The 9,759-nt window shown below is 74.5% G+C and carries 5 protein-coding genes and 1 pseudogene; 5 read left to right on the forward strand and 1 reads right to left on the reverse strand.

Annotation, left to right across the window (positions count from 1 at the left end; all coding sequences use genetic code 11):
* Positions 1–188: hypothetical protein (locus AB0C36_RS41490; RefSeq protein ID WP_435839223.1), on the reverse strand; the 188-nt coding region annotated here is incomplete at its 3' end.
* A 2,479-nt stretch (positions 189–2,667) separates the two neighbouring features.
* Between AB0C36_RS41490 and cobT the strand changes: the two are divergent.
* The 5 genes and pseudogenes from cobT to AB0C36_RS41515 form a co-directional block, all read left to right on the forward strand.
* Positions 2,668–4,401, forward strand: a pseudogene (gene cobT / locus AB0C36_RS41495) (nicotinate-nucleotide--dimethylbenzimidazole phosphoribosyltransferase); the annotation flags it as partial.
* Positions 4,402–4,492: 91 nt separating this feature from the next.
* Positions 4,493–5,731 (forward strand): uroporphyrinogen-III C-methyltransferase, encoded by a 1,239-nt coding sequence (cobA, locus tag AB0C36_RS41500; protein WP_358364588.1) that lies wholly within the window; start codon positions 4,493–4,495, stop codon positions 5,729–5,731.
* A 115-nt stretch (positions 5,732–5,846) separates the two neighbouring features.
* Positions 5,847–7,238 carry a uracil-xanthine permease family protein gene (locus tag AB0C36_RS41505; protein WP_358364590.1) on the forward strand — a complete coding sequence of 464 codons (1,392 nt, stop codon included), beginning with the start codon at positions 5,847–5,849 and terminating at the stop codon, positions 7,236–7,238.
* Positions 7,235–8,089, forward strand: coding sequence for a TrmH family RNA methyltransferase (locus tag AB0C36_RS41510; RefSeq protein WP_358364592.1), 855 nt, complete (start codon positions 7,235–7,237; stop codon positions 8,087–8,089). The genes AB0C36_RS41505 and AB0C36_RS41510 overlap by 4 nt, the downstream gene beginning before the upstream one ends.
* Positions 8,090–8,189: 100 nt before the next feature.
* Positions 8,190–9,759 (forward strand): serine/threonine-protein kinase (locus tag AB0C36_RS41515; protein WP_358364595.1); only part of this gene is annotated, 1,570 nt, incomplete at its 3' end.

Consider the following 9,759-nt stretch of genomic DNA (forward strand, 5'->3'; position numbering starts at 1 on the left):
TCCGGACCGGTCCCGGATGCCGCCTCGCACCAGGCCCCGCCGCCCGCGGGCGCGAACACCGGTGCGAACTCGCCGGGTTCGGATGTCCCGCGGATTCCGCCGCCGCCGGTCGGCCCGGTGCAGTCCGGCGACGTCGCCCAGGCGGGCCCCGCGCAGCCGACTCCGGCGCAGCAGACTCCGCCCGCCACGGCTCCCGCGGCTCCCGCGGAGTCGGCGCAGCCTGCCTCCGTAGAGGACGGACCGGGCGAGTCGGCTGCGGCAAACCCGGTACAGGCGGGGGCAGAGCCGACCGGATCCGCGCCGATGGCTCCGACGCCGACCGAACAGGCCGCATCCGCCACTTCCACGCCCACGGCCACGCCGACACCCCCTGCCGCCGGGCAGCCGGGCGTCGCCGAGACCGCCGCGCCGGCACCGCAGCAGGCGGTTCCGACCGGCGCCGCAGAGCCCGCGGCCGCAGCCGCGGGCTCGCCGCGCCGCATGCGTACGGCCGCGTTTGCCGACCCGGACGCGGCTGCGCCTCGCGGCGTACGCTCGCGCAACCTGCGCGCGCGAGGCGCCGAGACCGCCCAGGCGGACGCGCCCGAGGCCACGAACACCCCCAACACCCCCAAGACCCCGAGCGTCCCGGCCGTGCCGGCTCCCGCTGAGGTTGTGGCGCCGAGTTCCGGTACGCCGGACCCGCAGTCGCAGGCCGTACAGCCGCACGCCGTACAACCCCCGTCGGCGCCCGCCGCCGTCGAGCCGCCTGCCCAGCAGGCGCCCGCGGCACCGGCCGCATCCGCCGCAACTGCTGCGGGCACGCCTTCACCGGCTTCACCGGCTTCCGCGGCGGACAACTCGGCGACGGGACAGGCTGCTTCGCCGTCGCGTACGCGGATCAGCGGCGTCCGGCCCCGCGGGCGTACCCGTCAGGTCCCGGTCCAGGAGCCGGCGGCGAACGATCCGCAGCGCGAGACAGCAGGGGCCTCGGGCCCGGCAGTTGCCGCAACGGGTCCTGTTTCGCCGCAGGGCGCCACCTTCGGTCCCGAAGGCGCGAACGTGGTGAACCTGCCCGCCGCGGCTGACGCCGCCACCCCGGCTGCGGGTCCGCCGGCGCCGGAATCGGCAACGCGGACACCTGCCGCGACCGTCCTCGCACAGCCGGGGGAGAGCGTTCAGGCCGAGGCAACTCCCGCCGCGGTCGCCGAAACCGCCGGGCAGGACAATCCGGCGATGCCGTCCGCGTCGGCCGGCGACACCAACCCGGCCGACGGGGCAACTAGCCCCGCGGCACAGGCCGCACAAGGTGCCCAGGGTGCCACCGCGCCTGCCGAGGGACCGAATGCCGGTGTCCGGCAGCCGGTCCCGGGTGCCGCCGCGGGCCCGGCCGGGGCAAATGCCGTTCCGCCGGTCGCAGTCGGCGGCGCTCCGACCCTTCCGCCCCCAGGCCGGGTCGCCGCGCGCCGGGCGCGCCAGGCGGGCGTGGCTCCCGCGCCCGCCCCGGCTCCGGCCCCCGCGCCCGCTCCAGCCCCGGCGTCGCCCCCCGTGCCAACTGCCGTACCGGCACAGGCCGATGGTCAGGCAGGCGCCGCACCCGCACCCGCACAGAGCATCCCGGTGGCGGCAACGCCCGCGGCCGGTGTGCCGGTCGCACCGGCACACCAGGGGCCCATCCCCGTTCCGCCGGTGGTCCCGGTTCCCGGCGCCGCGTCGGCACCGGCAGGCAGTGTCCCGAGCAGCCCCGGCACGACCAGTACGACAGGCGCCACAGGCAACACAGGTGACGTCGGCAAGACGGGCAAGGAAGACGTGACGGACACCCCGGTTACCGCAGCAACCCCCGGTCAGACGGCACCGGCCGGTACGCCTGCCGAGCAGCAGGCCTCTCCCGGCGCGGTCGCGGCGTCTTCCGCCGAGCAGGGCGCCGAGGCTGTTCGCGGTCGTAGGCGGGTCCGCCTGGCGGCGGTTCCCCAGGGTGAGCCGGCGCAGCCCGCCGCCGCTTCCGCACCGGGCGACGCCGGGCCAGAGTCCGCTGTCCCGCAGCCCACCGTTCCGCAGCCCACCGCTGCGCAGTCTGCTGTTTCGCAGACAGCCGAGGCGACACCGGGCCCGGCACAGACCGCGGCCGCCGCTCCGGCCCAGGTCGATGCCCCGGGGCCTGCCGTGTCGCCCGCCGTACCGTCCGAGGGGCAGCCTGAGGAGCAGGCGGCGTCCGTCACAGGGCCCGCGCATGCCGTCCCGCAGGGTGGTCAGCAGCAAGAGACGCCTGCGGCCGCGGGTACTTCCGTCCCGCAGCCTCCCGCGCACCCCGCCCCCACCCAGGCGGCGCCCGTCCAGCCCGACGCCGCGCGGGCGCCGACGGCACATGCGGTCGCACCTGCCCCGCAGGAGGCCGGCCAGGACGCCGCTCCGGCGCCTGCCGCCGAGGCGGGCACTCCGGCGGACGGCACGGCCGCGTCGGACCCGGCACCCGACGCGGGTCCGGCCGCCGCCCCGTCGCAGGACGGGCCCCGCGCCGAAGCAGCCGAAATCGAAGCCGACGGCGAAACCGGCCCCGGACCCGAAGACGACGCGGACACGGGCACGCACACGGACACGGACAACGACACCGAGACCGAGACCGAGACCGAGGGCGAAACCGAGATCGACACCGCGAGCGAAGGCACGACCGACGTCGAGACCGACCCCGCGCCCGGCTACGGCGAGTCCGACCGCGAGGCGGTGCACCGCGTCATGCGCGAGCGCCGCGACGTACGCACCGGCTTCCGCTCCGACGCGGTTCCCGACGAGGTCCTCATCCGCGTCCTGGAAGCCGCCCACCACGCGCCCAGCGTCGGCTTCTCGCAGCCGTGGGACTTCGTCGTGATCCGCAACGAGGAGACCCGTGCGGGCGTGCAGCGGCTCGCCGCCCGGCAGCGGGAGGCGTACGCCGCGTCGCTGCCCAAGGCCCGGGCCAAGCAGTTCCTCGGCATCAAGACCGAGGCGATCCTCGAGACGCCGGTCAACATCGTGGTGACGGTGGACTCGACGCGCGGCGGCCGGCACACCCTCGGTCGCCACACGCAGCCGCAGATGGGCCCGTACTCGAGTGCGCTCGCGGTCGAGAACCTGTGGCTCGCGGCCCGCGCGGAGGGCCTCGGCGTCGGCTGGGTCAGCTTCTTCGACGAGCGCGAGCTCAGCCATGCGCTCGGGCTTCCCGAGCACCTGGAGATCGTCGCGTACCTGTGTGTCGGCTACGTCGACGCGTTCCCCGACGAGCCGGAGCTCGGGCAGTCCGGCTGGGCGAAGCAGCGTCCGCTGTCGTGGGTGGTGCACGAGGAGGAGTACGGGCGGCGCGGGCTGCCCGGCGAGGACCCCGTACGCCTGCTCGACGAGACGATCCGCTCGGTGCGGCCGCTGGACGCCAAGGCGCTCAGCGCAGCCTGGGACCGGCACAAGGTGATGACCAAGCCCGCCGGCTCGCTCGGCGTGCTGGAGATGATCTCGGCGCAGCTGGCGGGTCTGTCGCGGACCTGTCCGCCGCCGGTCCCGGAGCCTGCCGCGGTGGCGGTGTTCGCCGCCGACCACGGGGTGCACGCGCAGGGCGTGTCGCCGTGGCCGCAGGAAGTCACCGCGCAGATGGTGCAGAACTTCCTCGCGGGCGGCGCGGTCGTCAACGCGTTCGCCCGGCAGATCGGCGTCGAGGTCTGCGTCGTGGACGTCGGCGTCGCGTCCGAGCTCCCGGTGGGGGCCGGCCTGCTGCCGCGCAAGGTGCGCCCGGGTACCGCCGACATGACGCAGGGCCCCGCTATGTCGCGCGAGGAGGTCATGCGTGCCATAGAGGTCGGCATCGAGACGGCGCGCGACCTGGTGACCGCCGGGAACCGCTGCCTCCTCACCGGCGACATGGGCATCGCGAACACGACCGCGTCGGCGGCGCTGATCGCGGTGTTCACCGGCACGGACGCCGCCGAGGTGACCGGCCGCGGCACCGGCATCGACGACAGCACCCACGACCGCAAGGTGCAGGTCGTCCGGGCCGCGCTCGCCAAGCACGCGCCGGACCCCGACGACCCGATCGGGGTGCTGGCCGCGGTCGGCGGGCTGGAGCACGCCGCGCTGGCCGGGTTCATCATCGGCGGCGCGGCGATGCGTACGCCGGTGGTCCTCGACGGTGTGATCGCGGGGGCCGCCGCTCTGGCCGCGCATCGCATTGCGCCGGACGCGCTGGCAGCCTGCATCGCGGGCCACCGTTCCGCCGAGCCGGGGCACGCCGCCGCGCTCGCGAAGCTGGGGCTGCGCCCGCTGGTCGAGCTGGAACTGCGGCTGGGCGAGGGAACCGGGGCCGTCCTGGCCCTCCCCCTGGTGCAGAGTGCGGCCCGCGTGATGCACGATGTGGCGACGTTCGACTCCGCCGGAGTCAGCGGCAAGACGGGCTGACCCGCCCCCGCGCGGGGCGTGTCCCCGTCCCGCGCGGTGCGGCCCGGGGCCGCAACGGCCCGGGTTCCGACGGATAGTGAGAAAGAGCGCCATGTCCCCGAAGTACGACGACGTCCCGGCCTACCCCGCGGGCCTCCGGCTCGCCGGCCGCCGGGTCGTCATGGTGGGGGCCGGCACGGTCGCCCGCCGCAGACTGCCCGGGCTCGTCGACGCGAAGGCCGATGTGCTGGTCGTCGCGCCGGAGGCCACGCCGTCCGTCGAGGCGATGGCCGACGACGGCGAGCTGCGCTGGGAGCGGCGCGGCTACCGGGCCGAGGACCTGGACGGCGCCTGGTACGTCATCGCGGCCACCGACGACCCGGCGGTGAACGCCGCCGTCGAGGCGGACGCCGAGGCGCGCCGGATCTTCTGCGTGCGCTCCGACGACGCCTCGCACGCCAGTGCCTGGACCCCGGCGAGCGGACGGCACGACGGCCTGCAGATCGCGGTGCTGGCGGGCGGCGACCCGCGCCGCGCCGCCGCGGTCCGCGACCGCGTGCTCGAGGAGCTGCGCGAGGGCACGCTCGGCGCGGCGCACTACCGCGCCAAGCGGGCCGGGGTGGCCCTGGTCGGCGGCGGGCCCGGCGACCCGGACCTCATCACCGTGCGCGGCCGCCGCCTGCTGGCCGAGGCCGACGTCGTGATCACCGACCGCCTCGGGCCGCGCGCCCTGCTGGACGAACTGCCTTCCGACGTCGAGGTGATCGACGCCGCGAAGATCCCCTACGGCCGGGCGATGGCCCAGGAGGCGATCAACGAGGAGATCATCAGGCACGCGTCCGCGGGCAAGTTCGTCGTGCGTCTGAAGGGCGGCGACAACTACGTCTTCGGCCGCGGCTTCGAGGAAGCCATCGCGTGTGCGCGGGCCGGCATCCCGGTCGAGGTGGTGCCGGGCATCACGAGCGCGATCTCGGTCCCGGCCATCGCGGGCATTCCGGTGACGCACCGCGGCGTGGCCCACGAGTTCACGGTCGTCTCCGGGCACGTGGCCCCCGACAACCCCCAGTCCCTGACGGACTGGCCCGCGCTCGGGCGCCTGCGCGGCACCCTCGTCCTGCTCATGGCGATGGAACGCCTCGGCGCCATCGCGGACACCCTCGTCTCGCACGGCCGTGCCGCGGACACCCCGGTGGCGATCGTCCAGGAGGGCACGATGGCGACGCAGCGCGTGCTGCGTACCACTCTTGCCGCCGCCGCGGCCGACGCCCGGGAGCACGGCATGCGTCCTCCGGCCATCGTCGTCATCGGCGACGTCGTGGCCGTCGCCGACGAGATCGCCGGAGCCCGGTAGGCCGGACCGCCTCGTCGCGAGGCTCGCCCGCGCACCGGGTCGCGGCCGAATCGATCTTCGTCGGTACGGTGTGCGCGGTAGGTACGCGGTCTTCTGACTCGGCAAGGAGCGGTTCATGGCGTTCGGCCTCGGCTGGCGGCTGCACGGGGACGGGGGGACCCCGGCGCCAGGAGAAGTGGTGCGGCCGGACGAGCGGTTGTCGTGGGGACGCACGGCGGGGCTCGGCGCGCAGCATGTCGTCGCGATGTTCGGGGCGACGTTCGTGGCCCCGGTGTTGATGGGGCTGGACCCGAACCTCGCGGTGATGCTCTCCGGCGTCGCCACGGTGATGTTCCTGCTCATCACGCGCGGGCGCATCCCCAGTTACCTGGGGTCGAGCCTGTCGTTCGTGGGGGTCGCGGCGTCCATCAAGGCGGCGGGCGGCAGCGTGCAGACCGTGACGGGCGCGATGCTCGTCGTCGGCGTGGTGCTGCTCGCGGCGGGGCTCGTCGTGCACGCGCTGGGCGCGCGCATCGTGCACGCGGTGCTGCCGCCGGTGGTCACCGGCGCCGTCGTCATGATCATCGGGTTCAACCTGGCGCCGGTCGTGGCCCGCACGTACTGGCCGCAGGACCAGTGGATCGCCCTGCTGACCATGGCGTTCACACTCGCCGCGATGGTCGTCATGCGCGGATTCTGGTCGCGGATCGCGGTGTTCCTCGGCCTGGTGTTCGGGTACGCCGCCTCCTGGCTGTTCGACCGCGTGTTCGGTGAGATCAACTCCGCGACCGCCTCGGGGGAGGTGACCGACCACAACCGCGTCGACTTCTCCGGCGTCGGTTCCGCCGACTGGTTCGGCCTGCCGAGCCTGCACGCGCCCGATTTCAAGCTTTCCGCCGTCCTGCTCGCGCTGCCCGTCGTCATCGCGCTGATCGCCGAGAACGCCGGCCACGTCAAGGCCGTCGCGGAGATGACCGGCGACGACCTCGACCCCGAACTGGGCAGGGCCATCGCGGCCGACGGCGCCGCGTCCGTGCTGTCGACGTCCGTCGGTGGGCCGGCGACCACGACGTACGCCGAGAACATCGGGGTCATGGCCGCGACCCGGGTCTACTCCACGGCCGCCTACTTCGCCGCGGCCGCGTTCGCGATCCTGTGCGGGCTGTGTCCGAAGTTCGGGGCCGTCGTGGCGGCCACCCCGGGCGGCGTGCTCGGCGGCATCACGGTCGTGCTGTACGGCATGATCGGCCTCCTCGGCGCGAAGATCTGGCACGAGAACAAGGTCGACCTCGGCAACCCGCTCAACCTCGTGCCGATCGCCGCCGGCGTCATCATCGGCATCGGCAACGTGTCCCTCGAGTTCACCGACGACTTTCAGCTCGACGGCATCCCCCTCGGTACCATCGTGACCATCGTCGGCTACCACGTACTGCGGCTGTTCGCCCCGCCGCACCTCAAGAGTGAGCCGCCGCTCGTCGACGCGGCGGTCCCCGGCGGCACCTCCGAACCGGGCGGGGAGCGCGCATGACCGGGCCGATCGTACGCATCGGGGACGCGGACGACCCGCGCCTGACCGACTACACGAACCTCACCGACGTCGAGCTGCGCCGCCGCCGCGAGCCCGCCGAAGGCCTGTTCATGGCCGAGGGCGACAAGGTGATCCGGCGGTCCCTGGACACCGGGCACCCGCTGCGGTCGATGCTGCTGACCGAGCGGTGGCTCGACACGATGGCCGACGTCGTCGCACTCGCCGCCGAGTCCGGCGCGCCGGTGTACGTCGCCGCGCCCGAGATCGTGGAACGCGTCACCGGCTACCACGTACACCGCGGTGCGCTCGCGTCCATGCAGCGCAAGCCGCTGCCCGAGCCCGCCGAACTCCTGGGCCTCACCGGCCCGTCGGCCACGGCCGGTCAGACCGGCCCGGGGCGGATCGCGGTCTTCGAGGGCTTCGTCGACCACGCCAACCTCGGCGCGGCGTTCCGCAGCGCGGCCGCACTTGGCATCGGCGCGATCCTGCTCTCGCCGGACTGCGCGGACCCGCTTTACCGCCGCGCGGTCAAGGTGTCGATGGGGGCGGTCTTCTCGGTGCCGTACGCGCGGTTCGCCGAGTGGCCCTCCGGCTTGGCCGTGTTGCGCGACGCGGGGTACCGCGTACTCGCCATGACCCCCGACGAACGGGCCAAGCCCCTCGACGAGTTGCCGCCCGAACAGTTCGAACGATGCGCGCTCGTGCTCGGCTCGGAAGGGCACGGCCTGTCCCGCGGCGCGCTCGACGCGGCCCACGAGTGGGTGCGCATCCCGATGGCCGCCGGAATCGACTCGCTCAACGTCGCCGCCGCCTCGGCCGTCGTCTTCTACGCCACCCGCCCGAAGAGCTGACCGTCCTCTCGCCACCGAAGTACTGACCAACTCCTGTCCGAACCACCACAATTGACGCAGCGGGCAACAGTCCGACCGCGGGTGGCGAAAGGCGGCGGAGGTGAGCGAACGGCTGCTGGCCGAACGGTTCGAACTCCACCAGGAGCTCGGACGCGGCGGCATGGGTGTCGTCTGGCACGCCACCGACACCGTGCTCGGCCGCCCCGTCGCGGTCAAGTGCCTGCACGCACCCACGATCCAGGGCGACCCGGCGATCCGCGAGGTCCTGGTACGCGAGGCCCGGGCCGCCGCCCGCCTCAACCACCCCGGCGCGGTCACCGTGCACGACGTGGTGCGGGACGGGGCCGACGTCTACATCGTCATGGAGTACGTCCAGGCCCCGACCCTCGCCGCCGTCGTCGACACCTACGGCCCGCTGTCCGCGGACCGCGTCGCCGTGATCGGCCGCCGCCTCGCCGAAGTCGTCGCCGCCGCGCACCGGCTCGGCATCGTGCACCGCGACATCAAGCCCGAGAACGTCATGCTGCTGCCCGGCGACCGGGTGAAACTGGCCGACTTCGGCATCGCCCGCCGCCTCGACGACAGCCCGTGGACCGGCACCGTCGTCGGGACCCCCGCATACATGGCCCCCGAGCAGATCCGCGGCCACCCCGAACCGGCGTCCGACCTGTGGGCGTTGGGCGCCACGCTCTACCACGCGGTCGAGGGAGCCGCGCCGTTCGACGGGGACGGCATCGTCGCGATCGTCGCCGCGGTCATCACCGACCCGGTGCCGCAGGCCCCGCACGCGGGGGACCTCCTCGGCCCGGTCATCGAAGCGCTGCTGGCGAAGGACCCGGCCGACCGCATGGACGTCGACGGCGTGTTGCACGCGCTCGGCGGCGTACGCGGCGGGCGGCCACTGGCCCTGCCCGCGCCATCCTCGGATACCGGGGTCGCGAACGCCAGTTCGGCACCGACCACGCCGCTCCCGCCGCTGCCGTCGCTCCCGTCGCGGCACTCGACACTCGAACTCCCGCCCGGCGTCGTGCCCGGACCGGTGGTCCCGGCGCCCGGGTCCGCCGCCTCCCGCGCGGAGGCCGGGTACCTCCCGGGGAGCGGGGTTCGGACCGGGACGGCCGCCAAGGCACCCGCATCCAGGCCCGGTCGCGAACCGGTACGCCGACGCGGCGCGTTGGTCCTCGTCGGGCTCGCGGCCCTGGCGGTGGTCGTCGCCTGGATCGCGTCGTGGGCCACCCTGGAGTTCCACACGGTGCCCCTGGGCAGCGAATCCGCCGGCTTCGGCGCGCAGCCGTGGGAGTCCTGGGAGATGGGTGCGGCGTTCGGTACGGAACCGGACCCGTCGCGCGGGGGAACCGACGCGGCGGACTCCGATGTCCGGGTGCTCGACTGGATGTTCGTGGCGGAAGGCCTTCCGAAGGACAGCGGGCTGCTTGCCGTCATGCTCGCCGCGACCCATCTGCCGTTCCTCCTTGTGCTGATCGCGGCACGCCTGGCGTTCTCGGACCGGCACGCCGAGACCGCGGCCGCGCTGCTCACCGGCGGAGCCGCCGTCTGGCTCGTCGACGGCGTCGCGATCCGCAGTACCGCGGTCCCGACCGGCGAGGACGGCGTGCACGCGATCCTCGACTACGCCCCGTACCTGGCAGCGTGGGCGACCGGCATGCTCG

The organism is Streptodolium elevatio (assembly GCF_040649515.1).
GTDB classification, from domain to species: Bacteria; Actinomycetota; Actinomycetes; order Streptomycetales; family Streptomycetaceae; genus Yinghuangia; species Yinghuangia elevatio.

Bases quoted from the DNA above. Each gene is read 5' to 3' on its own strand.
- AB0C36_RS41505 (WP_358364590.1), top strand. From the start codon at position 5,847: ATGGCGTTCGGCCTCGGCTGGCGGCTGCACGGGGACGGGGGGACCCCG.
- cobA (WP_358364588.1), top strand. From the start codon at position 4,493: ATGTCCCCGAAGTACGACGACGTCCCGGCCTACCCCGCGGGCCTCCGG.
- AB0C36_RS41510 (WP_358364592.1), top strand. From the start codon at position 7,235: ATGACCGGGCCGATCGTACGCATCGGGGACGCGGACGACCCGCGCCTG.